This window comes from Streptomyces panaciradicis (genome assembly GCF_023516615.1).
Taxonomy (GTDB): Bacteria; Actinomycetota; Actinomycetes; order Streptomycetales; family Streptomycetaceae; genus Streptomyces; species Streptomyces panaciradicis.
Genome location: NZ_JAMGBF010000036.1, coordinates 47689 through 65867, shown reverse-complemented (window position 1 = coordinate 65867; position 18179 = coordinate 47689). Strand labels below are relative to the sequence as shown.

The 18179-nt window shown below is 74.8% G+C and carries 14 protein-coding genes; 1 reads left to right on the top strand and 13 read right to left on the bottom strand.

What is annotated here, in order from left to right; all coding sequences use genetic code 11:
• Window positions 1-158: 158 nt before the first annotated feature.
• From cobC to cobM, 6 genes are read right to left on the bottom strand one after another with little or no spacing between them, the layout of a single operon-like run.
• Window positions 159-1229, bottom strand: a complete 1071-nt coding sequence (gene cobC / locus M8J74_RS14785) for an Rv2231c family histidinol phosphate aminotransferase CobC (RefSeq protein WP_249836836.1) — start codon at window positions 1227-1229, stop codon at window positions 159-161.
• Window positions 1219-2142, bottom strand: a complete 924-nt coding sequence (locus M8J74_RS14780) for a sirohydrochlorin chelatase (RefSeq protein ID WP_249836835.1) — start codon at window positions 2140-2142, stop codon at window positions 1219-1221. The genes cobC and M8J74_RS14780 overlap by 11 nt, the downstream gene beginning before the upstream one ends.
• Window positions 2139-2729, bottom strand: coding sequence for a precorrin-8X methylmutase (locus tag M8J74_RS14775; RefSeq protein WP_249836834.1), 591 nt, complete (start codon window positions 2727-2729; stop codon window positions 2139-2141). The genes M8J74_RS14780 and M8J74_RS14775 overlap by 4 nt, the downstream gene beginning before the upstream one ends.
• Entirely contained in the window at window positions 2726-4408 is a 1683-nt protein-coding gene (cobJ, locus tag M8J74_RS14770; RefSeq protein WP_249836833.1) for a precorrin-3B C(17)-methyltransferase, read from the bottom strand. The genes M8J74_RS14775 and cobJ overlap by 4 nt, the downstream gene beginning before the upstream one ends.
• On the bottom strand, window positions 4405-5646 hold the full coding sequence (cbiE, locus tag M8J74_RS14765; protein WP_249836832.1) for a precorrin-6y C5,15-methyltransferase (decarboxylating) subunit CbiE: 1242 nt from the start codon (window positions 5644-5646) through the stop codon (window positions 4405-4407). The genes cobJ and cbiE overlap by 4 nt, the downstream gene beginning before the upstream one ends.
• A complete protein-coding gene (gene cobM / locus M8J74_RS14760; protein WP_249836831.1) occupies window positions 5643-6461 on the bottom strand; it encodes a precorrin-4 C(11)-methyltransferase in 819 nt (272 codons plus the stop codon). Before cobM ends, cbiE begins: the two co-directional genes overlap by 4 nt.
• A 105-nt stretch (window positions 6462-6566) precedes the next feature.
• Between cobM and M8J74_RS14755 the strand changes: the two genes are divergently transcribed.
• Window positions 6567-7298 carry a ZIP family metal transporter gene (locus M8J74_RS14755; RefSeq protein ID WP_058926113.1) on the top strand — a complete coding sequence of 244 codons (732 nt, stop codon included), beginning with the start codon at window positions 6567-6569 and terminating at the stop codon, window positions 7296-7298.
• Window positions 7299-7318: 20 nt separating this feature from the next.
• On the opposite strand, the gene cobI is transcribed toward M8J74_RS14755, so the two are convergent.
• From cobI to M8J74_RS14720, 7 genes are read right to left on the bottom strand one after another with little or no spacing between them, the layout of a single operon-like run.
• Window positions 7319-8050, bottom strand: coding sequence for a precorrin-2 C(20)-methyltransferase (gene cobI, locus M8J74_RS14750; RefSeq protein WP_249836830.1), 732 nt, complete (start codon window positions 8048-8050; stop codon window positions 7319-7321).
• Window positions 8047-9462 carry a cobyrinic acid a,c-diamide synthase CobB gene (locus M8J74_RS14745; RefSeq protein WP_372500184.1) on the bottom strand — a complete coding sequence of 472 codons (1416 nt, stop codon included), beginning with the start codon at window positions 9460-9462 and terminating at the stop codon, window positions 8047-8049. The genes cobI and M8J74_RS14745 overlap by 4 nt, the downstream gene beginning before the upstream one ends.
• A complete protein-coding gene (gene cobO, locus M8J74_RS14740) occupies window positions 9459-10058 on the bottom strand; it encodes a cob(I)yrinic acid a,c-diamide adenosyltransferase (protein WP_249836828.1) in 600 nt (199 codons plus the stop codon). Before cobO ends, M8J74_RS14745 begins: the two co-directional genes overlap by 4 nt.
• Entirely contained in the window at window positions 10058-12046 is a 1989-nt protein-coding gene (locus tag M8J74_RS14735) for a putative cobaltochelatase (protein WP_249836827.1), read from the bottom strand. The genes cobO and M8J74_RS14735 overlap by 1 nt, the downstream gene beginning before the upstream one ends.
• The gene (gene cobN, locus M8J74_RS14730; RefSeq protein WP_249836826.1) at window positions 12043-15696 is read right to left on the bottom strand and encodes a cobaltochelatase subunit CobN; all 3654 of its coding nucleotides are present in this window, start codon (window positions 15694-15696) and stop codon (window positions 12043-12045) included. The genes M8J74_RS14735 and cobN overlap by 4 nt, the downstream gene beginning before the upstream one ends.
• The gene (locus tag M8J74_RS14725; RefSeq protein ID WP_249836825.1) at window positions 15693-17204 is read right to left on the bottom strand and encodes a cobyric acid synthase; all 1512 of its coding nucleotides are present in this window, start codon (window positions 17202-17204) and stop codon (window positions 15693-15695) included. Before M8J74_RS14725 ends, cobN begins: the two co-directional genes overlap by 4 nt.
• Entirely contained in the window at window positions 17201-18142 is a 942-nt protein-coding gene (locus M8J74_RS14720) for a cobalamin biosynthesis protein (RefSeq protein ID WP_249836824.1), read from the bottom strand. The genes M8J74_RS14725 and M8J74_RS14720 overlap by 4 nt, the downstream gene beginning before the upstream one ends.
• Window positions 18143-18179: the final 37 nt, after the last annotated feature.

Genomic DNA, 18179 nt, shown 5'->3' with positions numbered 1-18179 from the left:
CTCGGCGGTTCCCCGTGGGGCTCACTGGTCGGCCGACCGCCCTCCGGGACCATGCAGGCGGTCGGCCTCACCGGCACCGGGGCCCGGTCCCGAACTCGCAGGCCGCGGACGTTCCTCGCCACAGTCGGCCGATGCGGCGCGCCCGCCGTGCCCGGGGCTCAGGAAGCGGCCAGCGTCATCGCGCGGTCCAGGGCCTGGAGGAAGGAGTTGACCGTGGTCCGGTCGCGTACCGCCAGGCGCAGCCACTCCTCGTCGAGTCCCGGGAAGGTGTCGCCCCGTCGTACGGCGAAGCCCAGGTCGCGCAGGTGGCCGCGGACGGCCCGCGCCCTCGGCAGCCGGACGAGGACGAAGGGGCCCTCGGCGGGCTCCGCCACCCGCAGCCCGTCCGCGGCGAACTCGCGCAGTCCCGCGACGAGATGAGCCCGGTCGGCGGCGATCCGGTGGGCCGCGTGGGCGGCCTCCGCGAGGGCCTGCGAGCCCACACAGACCTCGGCGGCGGCAAGCGCGGGGGTGGAGACCGGCCACAGCGGCTGCGCCCGCTCCAGGTCGGCGATCGTCTCCGGGGCGGCGAGGACGTACCCGATCCGCAGCCCGGCCAGACCCCAGGTCTTGGTGAGGCTGCGCAGGACGACGAGGCCGGGCACGTCCGTCCGGCCGGCCAGCGCCTCCCGCTCGCCCGGCACCGCGTCCATGAACGCCTCGTCCACCACCAGCGTCCGCCCGGGGCGGGCGAGCGCGGCGACGGAGGCGGCCGGGTGGAGGACCGACGTGGGGTTGGTCGGGTTGCCGATCACGACCAGGTCGGCGTCCTCGGGGACGGCGGCCGGATCGAGCCGGAAGCCGTCCTCCTCGCGCAGCAGCACCCGGTCCACCGTGTGCCCGGCGTCCCGCAGCGCCGCCTCCGGCTCGGTGAACTGCGGGTGCACCACGACGGGCCGGCGCACCTTCAGGGCGCGCGCCAGCAGCACGAACGCCTCCGCGGCGCCCGCGGTGAGCAGCACCCGCTCCACCGGCAGCCCGTGCCGGGCCGCCACCGCCGCCCGGGCGGCCCGCCCGTCGGGGTAGGCCGCGAGCGAGTCCAGCGACCCGGCGATCCGCTCCCGCAGCCAGGCCGGGGGCGTGTCCGCGCGGACGTTGACGGCGAGGTCGACCAGCGCGGCCCCGCCGTCGCGCACCTCGGCGTCGCCGTGGTGCCGCAGATCGTGCCCGGTGCCGTCCTCAGTGGGCATGGGCGTGTCCGCCGTGAGGGTGCCCGTGGTGGTGATGGTGGCCGTCGTCGTCCGGGTGGAAGTGCGGCTGCTGCGGCTGCCCGACCTTGTCCTCGAAGCCGGGCAGTGCGATGCGGTACACGCACGAGTCGCAGTTCATGCGCAGATCGCCCCGCACGGCCTCCCGGTACCGCTCCATGACGAGGTCGAGGAGCTCCGGCTCCGGGCCGATGACCTCGGCCGAGAGCACCTCCGTCTCCGGGTGCGCGGCCGCCCAGGCCCCGGTCTGCTCCTTCACCCGGTCCGGCAGGATGCCGGTGAACAGGAAGTAGGGCAGCACGACGATCCGTCGCGCCCCGAGCTTCAGGCACCGGTCGAGGCCGCTGGGCACGTCCGGCGCCGCCAGCGACACGAACGCCGTCTCCACACCCGCGTAGCCGCGGCCCTCCCACAGCAGCCGGGCCGCCTTGTGCACCTCGGCGTTGGCGTCGGGGTCGGTGGAGCCGCGCCCGACCAGCAGCACGGTGACGTCCGCCCGCTCCTCGGGGCTGCTCGGACCGCCCAGCGCCTCGTCCAGCCGCCGCTCCAGGACCGCCAGCAGCGCCGGGTGCGGGCCCAGGGGGCGGCCGTAGGTGTACGAGATCCCCGGGTGCCGTTCCTTCTCGCGGGACAGCGCCGCCGGGATGTCCCCCTTGGCGTGCCCGGCGGACACCAGCATCAGCGGGACGGCGGCGAACCGGCGCACACCGCGCTCCACCAGGTCGGCGACCGCGTCGCCCAGCGGCGGCGGCGACAGCTCGATGAAGCCGCCGGCGACGGGCAGTTCGGGGTGGCGGCGGCCGAGCTCCCGCACGAAGTCGCGGAACGCCTCGGCCCCGGCCTCGTCCCGGGTGCCGTGGCCGGCGATGAGCAGGGCGGGCGGCGGGGTGGTCACGATGTCTCCTCGGACGGTGAAGTGGGGTGGTACAGCAGGGCGTTGAGCGCGGCGGAGGCGACCGCCGAACCGCCCTTCTCGGACACGTTGCTCACGGCGGGCAGCCCGCTCGCGCGCAGCGCGGCCTTGGACTCGACCGCGCCGACGAAGCCGACGGGCAGTCCGATGACGAGCGCCGGGTCGGCGTCCAGTGTCAGCAGTTCCTCCAGCGCGGTCGGCGCGTTGCCGATCACCCAGATCGCGCCCGGGCCGACCTGCTCGTGGGCGAGCCGGACCGCGTGCGCCGAGCGGGTCAGCCCCGGCCCGGCGACCGCGTCCTTCAGCCGGCACACGGTCTCGCGCCGGGTGATCCCGGCCGCCACCATCTCGACGTCGACGACCACCGGAGCGCCGGCGTGCAGCGCCGCGTGCGCCTTCGCCAACTCGCCCTCGTCCATGACGAGATCGCCGGCGTAGTCGAGGTCGGCGGCCGAGTGGACGACGCGCTCGACCACGGCCCGGGTCAGCGGCGGGAGGTGCGAGGTGTCCAGGCGGGCCCGCATCCGCCGGTAGGACTCCACCTCGATCGGGTGGATCACACGGTTCACTTCGGCTCCTCCTGCCAGCGGTAGCCGCGCGGCGTCACCATGCGTCCCGCGATCTCGCGGGTCGCCGTGTTGCCCACGGTCACGACCGTCATCATGTCGACCGTCGCCGGGTCGAGCTCGGCGAGCGTCGTCACCCGGGCGGACTCGTCGGGGCGGGAGGCGTTGCGTACGACACCGACCGGCGTCGCCGGCTCGCGGTGCCCGGCGAGGATCGCCAGCGCCTTCGGCAGCTGCCAGTCCCGGCCGCGGGAACGGGGGTTGTAGAAGGTGACCACGAGGTCCGCCTCGGCCGCCGCGCGCACCCGCCGCTCGATGACCTCCCAGGGGGTGTGCAGGTCGGAGAGGCTGATGGACACGTGGTCGTGGCCGAGGGGTGCCCCGAGGAGCGCCCCGGCGGCGAGCGCGGCGGTGACGCCGGGCACGCCGACCACGTCGATGTCGTCCGACGCCTCGGCCAGCGCGGGCGAGGCCATGGCGTACACGCCCGCGTCGCCGCTGCCGATCAGTGCGACGGCCTGCCCCTTGCGGGCCTCGGCGACCGCGGTGCGGGCCCGCTCCTCCTCCGCGCCCAGCCCCGACTCCAGGACCCGGGTGCCGGGCCGCAGCAGGTCGCGGATCTGGTCGACGTACTGGTCGAGCCCGACGAGCACGGAGGCGCGCCGCAGCTCGGCCTCGGCGCGCGGGGTGAGCAGGTCGCGGGCGCCGGGGCCGAGCCCCACCACCGCGAGCCGGCCGCGCGCGGGCCGCCGTACGACCGCGCAGGTCGCCATGGCGGGGCTCGCCGCGGACTTCCGCTTGGGGACGAGGAGTTCGCCTCCGCCCACGAGGGCCGCCGCCTCGGCGACCGACGGCGTGCCGACCGCGGCGAGGGGCGCCTCGGAGGGGTTGGGCACGTCGACCGCCGCCAGCTCCTCGGCCGGGTACGTCACCAGGGGCACGCCCAGCCGCTCGGTCGCCCGCACGATCCCCGGCTCGTCGGCCTTGGCGTCGACGGTGGCCAGTTCGGCGAGCGAGGCGGGGGAGAGGCCCGCGTCCCGCAGCGCGCCCTCCACGAGCTCCAGGACCTCCTCGACCGGCGCGCCCTTGGAGGCGCCGACGCCGACGACGAGAGAGGGCGGCCGCAGGACGACCTCGCGCTCGCCGGGCTCGACGGCCCGGTCGGTCAGCCGGATCGTGTACGCGCCCCGCGCCGCGACCGGCAGGGCGGGCAGCGGCCAGCGCAACTCGGCGTCCAGGGCGACGGGTTCGCCGTCGAGCAGGGCCCGCGACACGGCCGCGACGGCTCCCTCGACCGGCAGCCCGAGCGTGTCCAGGCCGGCCAGCCCGACGGAGTCCGTCGCCGTGGTGATCACGGGCTCGGCTCCCAGCAACTCGCCGACCTCGCGGGCGAGTTCGTTGGCGCCGCCGCCGTGGCCGCCGACCAGCGAGACGGCGAACCGGCCGCCCTCGTCGACGCACACCACACCGGGGTCGGCGCTCTTGTCGCCCAGCAGCGGTGCGATCAGCCGGACGACCGCTCCGGTGGCCAGGAAGCACACGAGCTGCTCGCACTCCGCGAACGCGGCCCGTACGGCGTCCCCGACGGGACCCTCGTACACGCGCGTGCGGTCCGGCCAGGCAGCGGCCAGCCGGTCGCGTGCCGCCGCCCCCGCCGCGGTGGCGGAAATGAGGCCGATCACTGGGCAACTCCTTCGTCAGACACGGGGGTTCTGGACCCCCACAGCAGAAACACGGGGTTGGTCGCCGCGAGCCGGGTGACATCCCCCGGCAACGGGGCGAGCCGCGACGACTGCAGCAGCACGCCGTCGCAGGCGAACCCGGCGCCGGTCAGCGCCGCGCGCGCGGCCGGTACGCGGTCCAGCGCGGCCATGGCGACCACGACCGTCCGCCGGGCGCGCCGGGCACAGGCGGCGACGACGGCGGGCAGGTCGGCTCCGCCACCCCCGACGAACACGGCGTCCGGGGCGTCGAGTGCGGACAGGGCGTCCGGCGCCGTGCCGTGCACGACCTGGACGTCCACGCCGTGGGCGGCGGCGTTGGCCCGGATCCGCTCCACGCCGTCCGGCGTCTTCTCCACCGCGGTGACGGCGGCCCCGAACCGGGCGCACTCGACCGCCACCGAGCCGGAGCCCGCGCCGACGTCCCACACCAGGTCGCCGAGGCGCGGCCCGAGCCGGGCGAGCGCCAGGGCCCGTACCTCGAACTTGGTGATCATCGAGTCCCGGTGCGCGAACGCGTCCTCGGCCAGGGCCCAGGAGGCGGGCCCGGCCGGCGCGCCGGCGACCGTCCGCACCTCGCCCGTCGGGCGCGCCTCGTCGAGGCACAGCACCACGCTGACGTCCGGTCCCCAGTCGCGGTCCGCGGCCTCGGCGGGCGTCACCCGCTCCACCCGCTCGGCCCCGGAACCGAGCGCCGAGGCGACGACCAGGACCCGGCCGGTGCCGCGCAGCGCGGCCCCCAGCTCGGCGGGCCCGCCGCCCGGACCGGTCAGCACCGCCACCTTCGGCCGCGCCCGGCACACGTTCACCGCCGTACGCAGCGCCCGGCCGTGCGCACTGACGACCACCGCGTCGTCCCACGTCAGCCCGGCCCGCGCGAACGCGGCGGCGACGGACGACACCCCGGGCCGCACGTCCAGCCGCCCGGATCCGAACCGCTCGGCCAGCACCCGCACGATCCCGAAGAACCCGGGGTCGCCGGAGGCCAGCACGACCACCCGGGCCCCCTTCTCCAGATGCCGCTCGACGGTGTCCAGGGCGGGCGCCAGGGCGCCGAGGACGACCTGCTCGGCGTCCGGCGGCACCGGGGCGGCGGCCAGATGGCGCCGCCCGCCGACGACCAGCCGGGCGCCGGCCAGCACCTCGGCGGGAACCGGCGCCCCCGTCCCCGTGCCGACGACCGTGATCGGGCCGCTCACGTACTCGCCCCGCGCTCGCGCAGGGCCCGGCGGGCCTCCGGGTCGGCCTTGCGGAAGCCGTGGAAGTGACCGGGGTGGTACAGGTGGGAGCGGGTGCCCTCGGCGTCCAGCGCCGGGCCGACCAGGAACAGGGTGTGCTTCCAGAGCTTGTGCTCCTTGACCGTCTCCTCCAGGGTGCCGATGGTGCAGCGCACCAGCAGCTCCTCCGGCCAGGTCGCCTGGTAGGCGACCACGACCGGTGTGGACGTCGGGTAGCCGCCCTCCAGCAGCTCCCGCACCAGCTGCCCGCTGCGGGCGGCCGACAGGAACAGCGCCATGGTGGTGCCGTGCCGGGCGAACTCCCGGACCTCCTCGCCGGGCGGCATCGGCGTCTTGCCGCCGCCGAGCCGGGTGAGGATCACCGACTGCGCCACCTCGGGGATGGTCAGCTCCCGCTGCGCGAGGGCGGCGACGGCGGAGAACGCCGAGACACCGGGAACGACCTCGGTGGCGATGCCGATCGCGGCGCACCGGTCGAGCTGCTCCTGGGTGCCGCCCCACAGGGCCGGGTCGCCGGAGTGGATACGGGCCACGCGCAGCCCTTCGGCCCGCGCCCGCTCGTAGACGGCGACGACGTCCTCCAGGGACATGGTCGCCGAGTCGAGGATCTCCGCGCCCTCGCGCGCGTGCTCGAGGACCTCCGCCTGCACCAGGCTCGCCGCCCAGATCACGACGTCGGCCTCGGCGATGGCGCGCGCGGCACGGAACGTCAGCAGGTCGGCGGCGCCGGGGCCGGCACCGACGAAGGTCACCTTGCCGGTGGAGGCATCGGCCATGAAAATCGGTCCTCTCATGAACAACTCGTACAAAACGTCTTACGCGAGGGGGCGTCGAGGCCGCACGATGTGCGCAAACGACGGTTGATCGGATAACAAGGCCCCATGGCGGTCTTCGTCGCGCTGTGCGCGTTCCTGATGACGCTGGTCGGCGGATGGACGGCACAGCGGGTCACCGACCGTCGCCATCTCGTCCTGGGACTGGCGGGCGGACTGATGCTGGGCGTGGTCGGCCTGGACCTGCTGCCGGAGGCGCTGCGGGCGGCGGGCGACGAGGTCTTCGGCGTACCCGCGGCCCTGCTGCTGTTCGTGGCCGGCTTCCTGCTGGCCCACCTGGTGGAGCGCACCCTCGCCCACCGCCAGGCGTCCCACGGCGGCGACGAGGCGCACGACCACCGGGCGCCCGAGGTGGGCCTGACGGCGGCGGCCGCCATGGTCGGCCACAGCGCGATGGACGGTGTCGCGATCGGCGCGGCCTTCCAGGTCGGCGGCGGCATGGGCGCGGCGGTCGCGCTCGCCGTGATCGCCCACGACTTCGCGGACGGCTTCAACACGTACACGATCACGAGCCTGTACGGGAACGACCGCCGCAAGGCGCTCACCATGCTGTTCGCGGACGCGGCGGCCCCGGTGGTCGGCGCGGCCTCCACCGCCTACGTGTCCATCCCCGAGAGCCTGCTCGGCGGCTATCTGGGCCTGTTCGGCGGCGTGCTGCTCTACCTCGCCGCCGCCGAGATCCTCCCCGAGGCGCACCACGAACACCCCGCCCGCTCCACCCTGCTGTTCACGGTGGCGGGCGCGCTGTTCATCTGGCTGGTGGTCGGGCTCGCCGGCTGAGCCGGGCCCCGGGCGCGGTCTCACAGCTTGCCGCCCCGCCCGCCCTCGCGCCGGGCGGGCGCGATGAGCGTCGACAGGTACGGCAGCGGGGCCCCGTCGAGGTCGGCGGCCGCCCGGATCGACTCGCTCTCCAGGCCGAGCGCCGCCCCCCACACCGCGCCCTCCAGCCGCCCGGTCTCCCGCAGCACCTCGGCGACCTCGGCGGCGTGCCGGCCGAACTTGTAGGCGACGACGGTGCCGGGCCCGTTCAGGGCGTCCTTGAGGACGGCCGCCCCGGCGGTGACGGGGACCAGGGTGAGCGGCTCGGTGCCCTCGGTCAGCACGGCCCCCGACCGGGCCGCGAGGTCCTGCATGGCGGTGATCCCGGGGACGGTCTCCACCACGGTCCCCGGAACCAGCGCGGCGACGGTCTGCGCGAGGTAGGTGAAGGTGGAGTACACGTTGGGGTCGCCGATGGTGGCGAAGGCGACGCTCCCGCGCTCCCGCAGCAGCTCGGCGACCCGCTCCCCGGCCGCGTCCCAGGCGGCCTCCCGCCGTCCCCGGTCGCTGCGCTCGTTCAGCGCGAACACGACCCGTACGACCTTCTCCTCGGGCACGTAGTGCAGCACGGTCGCCTCGGCGCGCCCGCGCTCCCCGGTGTCCATGACGGGCACGACGACCACACCGGCGGCCCGCAGCGCGTTGACGCCCTTGACGGTCACCAGCTCGGGGTCGCCGGGCCCCACTCCCACTCCGGTCAGCTTCCTGCTCATGACGTCCGGCACCTCTCCACGAACCGACGGGCGACACCGGGCCGCGACGCCCAGTGCGTGTGCAGATAACTGGCGTGCACACCTTGTTGTACGAAACCCTCGACGCGCCGCTCCGGGGCGCGCACCCCCCACGCGGGAGCCGCCCCCGCGCCCGGCTCCACCACGGTCCGGTGGAACTCGTGCCCCCGCATCCGCGTCCCGGCGACGGCCAGCGCGCTGTCGCTCACGGCCACGGCGTCGCGGTAGCCGAGGGTCAGCCGCTCGCTCATCCGCGCGGTCGCGTCCAGCACCCCGCACATCGGCAGCCCGTCCAGCTCCCGGGACAGATACAGCAGCCCGGCACACTCGGCGGCGACGGGCGCCCCGCTCACGGCGAGATCGGCGACGGCCTTCCGCAAGGGTTCGTTGGCGGACAGCTCGGCGGCGTACACCTCGGGGAACCCGCCCCCGATGACCAACCCGCCCGTTCCGTCCGGGAGTTGCTCGTCCCGCAGCGGATCGAACGTGACGACCTCGGCACCGGCGGCGGTCAGCAGCTCAGCGTGCTCGGCGTAGGAGAACGTGAAAGCACTACCGCCGGCCACGGCAACCACCAGCCCGTCTGGGGGTACCCCCTCTGGGGGAGCCTGAGGACGAGGCCCCTCGGGCCGATGGGGGCCTGGGGGCGCAGCCCCCAGAGCCTCAGCCGCATCCCACGCCGCACACGACAACGCACCCGCACCGCGCGCCAGCGCCGACAGCGCGTCAAGGTCGCACCCGGCGGCCACCTGCGCCCCCATCGCCGCCACGGCCTCCACCGCGGCAGCGCCCCGCTCGGCGACCGGCACCAGCCCCAGGTGCCGTGACGGCGTCTCCACCTGCGCGGCCCGCCGCAGCACCCCCAGCACCGGCACCCCGGCCGAGTCCAGGGCCTCCCGCAGCAGCGCCTCGTGCCGGTCGGAGGCCACCTTGTTGAGGATCACGCCGCCGACCCGCACCTCCGGGTCCCACGACGCGAACCCGTGCACCAGCGCCGCCACCGACCGCGACTGCGACGACGCGTCGACCACCAGCACCACGGGCGCCCGCAGCAGCTTGGCGACATGGGCCGTGGACGCCAACTCGCCTTCGCCCGCGGCGCCGTCGAACATCCCCATGACACCCTCGACGACCGCGAGGTCGCACCCGCGGGCGCCGTGCGCGAACAGCGGGCCGACCAGCTCGGGCCCGCACAGGTACGCGTCCAGGTTCCGCCCCACCCGCCCGGTCGCGAGCGCGTGGTACCCGGGGTCGATGTAGTCCGGCCCGACCTTGTGCGGGGACACGGCGAGCCCCCGCGCGGCGAACGCGGCCATCAACCCCGTGGCGACGGTGGTCTTGCCGCTGCCCGAGGAGGGCGCGGCAATGACCAGCCGTGGGACGGAACCTGTCACCACTCGATGCCCCTCTGGCCCTTCTGGCCCGCGTCCATCGGGTGCTTGACCTTCGACATGTCGGTCACCAGGTCGGCGAACTCGACCAGCTTCTCCGGCGCGTTCCGCCCGGTGATCACGACGTGCTGGGTCCCCGGCCGCTCGCGCAGCACCTCGATCACCTCGGCGGTGTCGACCCACCCCCAGTGCATGGGGTAGGCGAACTCGTCGAGCACGTACAGCCGGTACGTCTCGGCGGCCAGGTCCCGCTTGACCTGCTCCCAGCCCTCGCGGGCCTTCTCCTCGTTGTCCATCTGGGCGTCCCGCTGGACCCAGGACCAGCCCTCGCCCATCTTGTGCCAGTCGACCGTTCCGCCCTCGCCGCTGGCACCGAGCACCCGCAGCGCGTTCTCCTCGCCGACCTTCCACTTGGCCGACTTCACGAACTGGAACACCCCGATCGGCCACCCCTGGTTCCAAGCGCGCAGCGCGAGCCCGAACGCGGCGGTCGACTTGCCCTTGCCGATCCCCGTGTGCACGACGACCAGCGGCCGGTTGCGGCGCTGACGTGTCGTCAGCCCGTCGTCCGGCACCACACTCGGCTGCCCCTGCGGCATTACGCGGCCCTCCTCTGTACGTCCTTCACCAGCCCGGCGATGCTGTCCGCCCGCAGTTCGTCGAGCGTCACCGCCGTCCCGCCCAGCTCACCGGCGAGCTGACCGGCCAGCCCCAGCCGCACCGGCCCGGACTCGCAGTCGACGACCACGCAGGCCACCCCGTCGGCGGCGAACAGCCGCGCCGCGCGCCCGGCGAGGGCGACCGGCTCGGGGCCGCCCGTGGCCCGCCCGTCGGTGACCAGGACCACCAGCGGCCGGCGCGCGGGGTCCCGCAGCCGCTCCACCCGCAGCACGTCATGGGCCTTCAGCAGCCCCGCGGCGAGCGGCGTCCGCCCACCGGTGGGCAGCGACTCCAGCCGGGCCGCCGCCGCGTCCACCGACGAGGTCGGCGGCAGCGCCACGTCCGCGGCCGACCCGCGGAACGTCACCAGCCCCACCTTGTCCCGCCGCTGGTAGGCGTCCAGCAGCAGCGACAGCACGGCGCCCTTCACGGCGCCCATCCGCGCCCGCGCCGCCATCGACCCGGAGGCGTCGACCACGAACAGCACCAGGTTGCCCTCGCGCCCCTCCCGCGTCGCCTGCCGCAGATCGTCCCGCCGGACCACGAGCCCCGGCCCCGACCGCCCCCGCGCCCGCTGGTGCGGCGCCGCGGCCTGCACGGTCGCCGCCAGGTGCAGCTTGGTGAGCGCCCCCCGGGGCCGCCTGGCCCCGGTCGTGCGCCCGTGCTCGGTCCGCGCCCTCGACCGCCGCCCCGCGGCGCCCTCCCCGATCCCGGGCACGCTCAGCACCTTGGTGCGAAAAGGCTCCGCGGCCCGTGCGGGGGACTGCTCGCCGCCCCCGGAGGCCTGCGGCGCGCCCTCGTCCTCACCGGACTCCGGGCGCGCGCCCGTGTCCCCGCCCTGCGGTCCGGCGTCCGGCGACGGCTGCCCGCCGCCCCCACCGGGTCCGCCGCCGTCGGGGTCGGGATCGTCGTCCTCCTCGCCGAACTCCTCCAGCGTCTGGTCCAGCTTGTCCTCGTCCAGGCCGGGCGCGTCGAAGGGGTTGCGGCGCCTGCGGTGCGGCAGCGCGAGCAGCGCCGCCTGCCGCACGTCCTCGGCCAGCACCTCCGTCCGCCCCGCCCATGCGGCCAGCGCGGTCGCGGTGCGTGCCATCACGATGTCGGCCCGCATGCCGTCCACCTCGAAGGCGGCACAGGTCGCCGCGATCTGCCGCAGCGCCCCGTCGCCCAGCCGCACCGACGGCAGCAACTGCCGTGCCGCGACGATCCGCTGACGTACGGAGGACTCCTCGTCCGCCCAGCGCGCGGCGAAACCGGCCGGGTCGTCGTCGTAGGCGAGCCTGCGCCGGACCACCTCGACCCGCTGGTCCGGCTCCCGCGAGGCCGCGACCTCGACGGTCAGCCCGAAGCGGTCGAGCAACTGCGGCCGCAGCTCGCCCTCTTCGGGGTTCATGGTGCCCACGAGGAGAAAGCGGGCGGCGTGCCGGACGGACACACCCTCGCGCTCCACGTAGGAGGCGCCCATCGCGGCCGCGTCCAGCAGCAGGTCGACCAGGTGGTCGTGGAGCAGGTTGACCTCGTCGACGTAGAGGATCCCGCGGTGGGCGTCGGCGAGCAGGCCGGGCTCGAAGGCCTTCACGCCCTCCGCCAGCGCCCGTTCGATGTCGAGGGCGCCGACGAGACGGTCCTCGGAGGCACCGACCGGCAGCTCCACCATCCGGGCCGGGCGGCGGGTCCCCGCACCCGGCTCGTGCGGTCCGTCCGGGCAGGACGGGTCCGGTGCCGCCGGGTCGCAGGAGAAGCGGCAGCCGGGCACGACGGCCACCTCGGGCAGCAGCGCCGAAAGGGCCCGCACGGCCGTCGACTTGGCGGTGCCCTTCTCACCGCGCACCAGCACACCGCCGACCGCCGGGGAGACGGCGTTCAGCAGCAGCGCCAGGCGCAGGTCGTCCTGACCGACGACGGCGGTAAAGGGAAAGGGGGTGGTCACTGGTCGCCCTCCAGGTCGCCTTCCAGCTCGAGATAGGTCGCGCGCAGCCGCTCCAGCGTCTCGGCGTCCGGCTCGGCCCACAGCCCGCGCTCGGCCGCCTCCAGGAGCCGTTCCGTGATGCCGCGCAGCGCCCACGGGTTGGACTGCTTCATGAACTCCCGGTTCTCCGGGGCGAAGACGTACTCGGCGCTGAGCTTCTCGTACATCCAGTCGTCGACGACCCCGGCCGTGGCGTCGTACCCGAAGAGGTAGTCCACGGTCGCCGCCATCTCGAAGGCGCCCTTGTAGCCGTGCCGGCGCATGGCCGCCATCCAGCGGGGGTTGACCACGCGGGCGCGGAAGACGCGGTGGGTCTCCTCACCGAGCGTGCGCGTCTTGACCTGGTCCGGGGTGGCGGAGTCGCCGACGTACGCCTCGGGGCTCTCGCCCGTCAGATGGCGCACCATGGCGACCATGCCACCGTGGTACTGGAAGTAGTCGTCGGCGTCGACGAGGTCGTGCTCGCGGGTGTCGACGTTCTTCGCGGCGACGTTGATCCGCCGGAACGCCGTCTCCATGTCGCCGCGCGCGGCCCGCCCGTCGAGCCCGCGCCCGTAGGCGTAGCCGCCCCACACCGCGTACACCTCGGCGAGGTCGGCGTCCGAGCGCCAGTTGCGGGCGTCGATGAGCGGCAGCAGACCGGCGCCGTACGCACCCGGCTTGGAGCCGAAGATACGGGCGGTGGCCCGGCGCCGGTCGCCGTGGGCGACGGTGTCCTCGTCGGCGTGCGCCTTCACGAAGTTGTGCTCGGCGCTCTCGTCCAGCTCCGCGACCGTGCGCACCGCGTCGTCGATCAGCCCGACCACGTGCGGGAAAGCGTCCCGGAAGAACCCGGAGATGCGGACGGTGACGTCGACGCGCGGCCTGCCGAGTTCGGCGAGGGGGACCACCTCGAAGCCCGTCACCCGGCGCGAGGCGTCGTCCCACACCGGCCGGCAGCCCAGCAGTGCCAGGATCTCGGCGATGTCGTCGCCCTGGGTGCGCATCGCGGACGTGCCCCACACCGTCAGCCCGACCGACTTCGGGTACTCGCCGGTGTCCTGCAGATAGCGCTGGACGAGCGAGTCGGCGAGCGACTGCCCGACCTCCCAACTGAGCCGCGAGGGAATGGCCTTGGGGTCGACGGAGTAGAAGTTGCGCCCGGTCGGCAGGACGTTGACCAGACCGCGGGTGGGGGAGCCGGAGGGACCGGCGGGGACGTAACCGCCGTCGAGCGCCTTGAGGATGTGGCCGATCTCGTCGGTGGTGCGGGCCAGCCGCGGGACCACCTCGGTGCACGCGAACTCCAGCACCGCCACCGCGTCGGGGAGTTCGGTGCCCAGCACGCCACGGACGAGAGCGGGCACGGTGTCCGCGGCCCAGTCCCGGGCCTCCATCCCCTCCGCGAACCGCCGGCACAGCTGCTCCAGCAGGTCGATCGCGTCGGCGGCCGTACGGGAGGGCCCCTCGACGAGATCCGTCAGCTCGACCGGCACCTTCACCGGCGCACCCGGCTCGGCGAGCAGCTCCTTCTCGACGAGCCCGAAGTGGGCCGCGAGACAGGCCCGGAGCCCCGGCAGCGCGTTCGCCTGCCCGCCCCACACCTGCGAGGCGCGCAGCACGGCGAGCACCAGGTTCACGCGCGGCTCACCGACCGGACCGCCGCCGAGGATGTGCAGACCGTCCCTGATCTGCACGTCCTTGATCTCGCACAGATAGCCGTCGATGTGCATGACGAACTCGTCGAACGCCTCGTCGTCCGGCTGCTCGTCCACATGCAGGTCGTGGTGGAGCTCGGCCGCCTTCACCAGCGTCCAGATCTGGGCCCGCACGGCGGGCGCCTTGGTCGGGTCCAGGTCGGAGACGAGCGCGTACTCGTCGAGCAGCTGCTCCAGCTTGGCCAGGTCGCCGTAGGTGTCCGCGCGGGCCATCGGCGGCACCAGATGGTCGACGACCGTGGCGTGCCCGCGCCGCTTGGCCTGGGTGCCCTCGCCGGGGTCGTTGACGATGAACGGGTAGACCAGCGGCAGTTCGCCGAGGACGGCGTCCGGCGCGCAGCCCCCGCTGAGCCCGAGCCCCTTGCCCGGCAGCCACTCCATCGTGCCGTGCTTGCCCATGTGGACGATGGCGTCGGCGCCGAAGGAGTTCTCCAGCCACCGGTAGGCGGCCATGTAGTGGTGCGACGGCGGCATGTCGGGGTCGTGGTAGATCGCGATCGGGTTCTCGCCGAAGCCGCGCGGCGGCTGGATCATCACGACGACGTTCCCGAACTGCAAGCACGCCAGCACGATGTCGTCGCCGTCGACGTACAGCGAGCCCGGCGGCTCGCCCCACGCCTGCAGCATCCCGTCCCGCAGCTCCGGGTCCAGCTTGTCGAACCACGCCCGGTAGTCGGCCAGCGGCACCCGCGCGGGCGCCGCGGCCAGCTGCTCCTCGGTCAGCCACTCCACGTCGTGACCGCCGGCCTCGATCAGCCGGTGGATCAACTCGTCGCCGCCGGCGGGGTATTCGGTGAGCGAGTACCCGGCCTCCCGCAGCGCGTCCAGCACCCGCACCGCCGAGGCGGGCGTGTCCAGCCCCACCGCGTTGCCGACCCGCGAGTGCTTCGTCGGGTACGCCGTGAAGACCAGCGCCAGCTTCTTGTCGGCGTTCGGCTTGTGCTTCAGCGCCGCGTGCCGTACGGCGATCCCGGCGACCCGCGCGGCCCGCTCGGGGTCGGCGACGTACACGGGCACGTCGTCCGGTCCCTGCTCCTTGAAGGAGAACGGCACGGTGATCAGCCGTCCGTCGAACTCCGGGATCGCGACCTGCATCGCCGCGTCCATGGGGGAGAGGGCCGCGTCGGACTCCTCCCAGGCGGCCCTGGACGAGGTGAGGCACAGCCCCTGCAGCACGGGCACGTCGAGGTCGGCGAGCGCCCCGATGTCCCAGGCCTCCTCGTCGCCGCCCGCCGAGGCCTGCGAGGCGTGCGTGCCGCCCGCGGCCAGGACGGTGGCCACGAGGGCGTCGGCCCGGCCGAGGATCTCGTACAGCCCGGGGTCCGCGCCGCGCAGCGAACCGCAGTACACGGGAAGGGCGTTGGCGCCGCGCGCCTCGATCGCCTGGCACAGGGTGTCCACGAAGGCGGTGTTGCCGCTGAGTTCGTGGGCCCGGTAGAACAGCACGCCCACGGTCGGGCGGCCGTCGACGCGCTCGTACGCGCCGTGGACGCCGTACTCCGGCATCTTCTGCGGCTCGACGAAGCCCTCGCCGGTCAGCAGCACGGTGTCGGACAGGAACCGCGCCAGCTCGGTGAGGTTGTCCGGCCCGCCCTCGACGAGGTACTTCAGCGCCTCGGCCACCACACCCGCCGGCACGGACGACTCGGCCATCAGCTCCGCGTCCGGTACGGCCTCGCCGCCGAGCAGCACGGTCGGAACGCCGGACGCCCTCAGCGCGGCGAGCCCGTCCTCCCAGGCCCGCTTGCCGCCGAGCAGCCGTACGACGGCGATGCCGGCGCCGTCGAGGAGCGCGGGCAGTTCCTCCGCCACGTCCACCCGCATCGGGTTGCCGATCCGGTAGTCGGCGCCGGTCGCGGCCCGCGCCGCCAACAGGTCCGTGTCGGCGGTGGACAACAACAACACAGTGCTCATGCGGGCGCTCCCGGTGGAATGAAAGGCAGTCCTTGCGGCGCGCCGGACTCGATGAGCCGCCACAGCGCGTCCGTGTCCGCGTGCTGTTCGATCAGGTCGCCGAGCCGGTCGAGCTGCTCCTCGCGCAGCGCGGCGAACGAGGTGTCGCCGGCCGGCACGAAGCGGCGGCCCGCGGCGGCCGCCACCTCGCGCAGGAAGGCGCGCCGGAAGCCGTCCGACTCCAGCGAACCGTGCCAGTGCGTGCCCCAGGTCTGGCCGACCCGGCAGCCGTCGAGGAAGGTTTCCCCTCCGCTCAGGGAGGCGACCCCGTGATGGATCTCGTACCCCTCGACCCGCTCGCCGAGGGCTTCGCCCACCGGCCGGGTGAGGGTCTTCTCGCGGGCGAACCGCACCCGCACGGGCAGGATTCCGAGGCCGTCCACCTGCCCGCGCCGGCTCTCCACGTCGTCCTCGATGTGCTCGCCGAGGACCTGGAAGCCGCCGCAGACACCGAGGATCGGCCGCTGTTCGGCGGCCCGGCGGCGCAGCGCGTCGGCGAGTCCCCGCTCGTGCAGCCACTCCAGGGCCCGCACGGTCCCGCGCGTCCCCGGGATCACGACCAGGTCCGCGTCGGCCAGTTCCTCGGGCCGGTCCACGAACCGCACGACGACGCCCGGTTCGGCGGCCAGCGCGTCGACGTCCGTGAAGTTGGACATCAGCGGGATCGCGCAGACCGCGACCCGCAGCACGTCCTCGCCCACCGGCGGGGCGGTGTTCGACTCCCGCACGGTCCCGCGCAGGGACACGCGCAGCCCGTCCTCCTCGTCGATGCCGAGCCCGTGCCGGAAGGGCAGGACGCCGTACGTCCGCCGCCCGGTGAGCCCGTGCAGCATGTCGAGGCCGGGTTCCAGGAGACTGACGTCGCCCCGGAACTTGTTGACGAGGAACGCGGCGACGAGCGCCTGGTCCTCGGGGGACAGGAGCGCGACCGTCCCGAAGAAGGAGGCGAAGACACCCCCGCGGTCGATGTCCCCGACCACCAGCACGGGCAGCCCCGCGTTGCGGGCGATGCCCATGTTCACGATGTCCGTGCGCCTGAGGTTGATCTCGGCCGGACTGCCCGCCCCCTCGCAGATCACCGCGTCATACGTGCCCCGCAGTTCGGCGAGGCAGTCCAGCACGGTCCCCAGGAGCTTCTGCTGCCGGCCGCCGTGGTACCCCCGCGCGCTCAACTCGCCCACGGGCTTGCCCATCAGCACGACCTGGCTGCTCTGCTCGCCGCCCGGCTTCAGCAGCACGGGGTTCATCAGCGCGGTCGGCTCGATCCGGCAGGCCTGGGCCTGCATGGCCTGCGCCCGCCCGATCTCGGCGCCCTCGCGCGTCACGAACGAGTTCAGCGACATGTTCTGCGCCTTGAACGGGGCGACCTTGACGCCCTGTCGCACCAGCCAGCGGCAGATCCCCGCGGTGACGACGCTCTTGCCCGCGTCGGAGGTGGTCCCGGCGACCAGCAGCCCGCCGCCGCTCATGACGCACGCCCCTTCAGCAGGGCGCGCGCGGCAACGCTCACGCCGAGCGCGAGCAGTCCCACGCGCCGCGACAGCCGCACGGCCCGCTCGATGTCCCCGACCTCCACCGGCCGCCCCTCCCTGTTCAGCACGGGCCGGTGCTCGACCCGCCCTCCGTACGACAAGGTCCCGCCCAGGCGCACCCCGAGCGCTCCCGCGAACGAGGCCTCCACGGGCCCGGCGTTGGGGCTCGGGTGCCGTCCGGCGTCGGCACGCCAGGCCCGCACCGCCCCTGCCGGATCGCCCCCGGCGACCGTCGCGAGCCCGGCCGTCAGCCGGGCCCCCGGCCATCCGGCGACGTCGTCCAGGCGCGCCGAGGCCCACCCGTAGCGCCGGTAACGGGCCGACCTGTGCCCGACCATGGCGTCCAGCGTGTTGACGGCCCGGAATCCGAGCAGCCCCGGCACCCCGCCGACGGCTCCCCACACCAGCGCCCCGACCACCGCGTCGGAGGTGTTCTCGGCGACCGACTCCACCACGGCCCGCGCGATCCCGGCGGCGTCCAGCGCCTGCGGGTCCCGCCCGCACAGATGCGGCAGCCGCGCCCGGGCGGCCTCGACGTCCCCCGCCTCCAGGGCCCGCCCGACGGTCCGTGCCTCGCGCGCGAGCGAAGTACCGCCGACCACGGCCCAGGTGGCGGCGGCGGTCAGCGCGACGGAGGCGGCACGGGAAGGGCGTACGAGCGACTGCGCCACGGCACCGAGGGCCACGGCACCGCCCACGCACACGGCGGTGTGCAGCGCGCCCCACCCCCGGTGGTCGCGCCACAGCACTGACTCGACGGCGCCGGCGGCACGTCCGAACACGGCGACCGGATGCCCGCGGCGGGGATCGCCGAGGAGATGGTCACCGAGGAGTCCGGCGGCGGCGCCGTACGCGAAGACGCGATCGGCCCGCACCGGTTCAGCCCGCCGAAGGGTCGGGCGGGACGGGGGT

What these genes read in the sequence shown, in the direction of transcription:
- cobC (WP_249836836.1), bottom strand. Translation starts at nt 1,229, where the DNA reads ATGCCCACTGAGGACGGCACCGGGCACGATCTGCGGCACCACGGCGAC.
- cobM (WP_249836831.1), bottom strand. Translation starts at nt 6,461, where the DNA reads ATGGCCGATGCCTCCACCGGCAAGGTGACCTTCGTCGGTGCCGGCCCC.
- M8J74_RS14755 (WP_058926113.1), top strand. Translation starts at nt 6,567, where the DNA reads ATGGCGGTCTTCGTCGCGCTGTGCGCGTTCCTGATGACGCTGGTCGGC.
- cobI (WP_249836830.1), bottom strand. Translation starts at nt 8,050, where the DNA reads ATGAGCAGGAAGCTGACCGGAGTGGGAGTGGGGCCCGGCGACCCCGAG.
- cobO (WP_249836828.1), bottom strand. Translation starts at nt 10,058, where the DNA reads ATGCCGCAGGGGCAGCCGAGTGTGGTGCCGGACGACGGGCTGACGACA.
- cobN (WP_249836826.1), bottom strand. Translation starts at nt 15,696, where the DNA reads ATGAGCACTGTGTTGTTGTTGTCCACCGCCGACACGGACCTGTTGGCG.
- M8J74_RS14725 (WP_249836825.1), bottom strand. Translation starts at nt 17,204, where the DNA reads ATGAGCGGCGGCGGGCTGCTGGTCGCCGGGACCACCTCCGACGCGGGC.